General features: G+C 66.8%; 2 pseudogenes. Both read right to left on the bottom strand.

Features of this window, described 5'->3' with window-relative positions:
- Nucleotides 1–117 (bottom strand): annotated as a pseudogene (locus V9U70_RS00100) (ATP-dependent DNA ligase); the annotation flags it as partial.
- A 46-nt stretch (nt 118–163) separates the two neighbouring features.
- Nucleotides 164–503, bottom strand: a pseudogene (locus V9U70_RS00095) (non-homologous end joining protein Ku); the annotation flags it as partial.

The raw sequence follows: 503 nt of genomic DNA, 5'->3' as shown, positions 1-503 counted from the left end.
GAGGATCGTGCCGTCGCCCGGCAGGTAGACCATGGCCCGCTGGCCGTCCTGCTTCACCTCGAACGCCCATCGATCCTCCACAGCCGCGGATGGCAGGGGGCCGGGTGTTGCGAGCATCGGTTCGATCCTCGGAAGGGCGGCACCCGCAGCAGCAGGAGGAGGGTCAGGAGGCACTGCGCTTCTTCGCGGCCGGCTTCTTCGTCGGCTTCTTGGGCTCCGTGGACTTCTTCGATGCAACCGCCTTCTTCGCGGGTGGTTTCCGGGCGGTCTTCTTCGACGGCCGCATCTCGTGCACAGTGGCGTCCTTGCCATCCTCGCCGCGGGTTTTTTTCGCGGCCTTGACGGACGCATTTAGGGCGGCCATCAGGTCCACGACCTCGCCCTTCTCCCGCTTCCCGTCCTCGGCCGGTGTGGGAACGGGCGTGCCCTCCGCCTTCGCGGCGATGATGTCCTCCAGCGCCTCACGGTACTCGTCGTGGAAACCGGACAGGTCCTCGATCGTC

The organism is Streptomyces pratensis, from assembly GCF_037137275.1.
Classification (GTDB): Bacteria; Actinomycetota; Actinomycetes; order Streptomycetales; family Streptomycetaceae; genus Streptomyces; species Streptomyces pratensis_B.
This window is presented reverse-complemented; position numbering and strand designations above follow the sequence as displayed.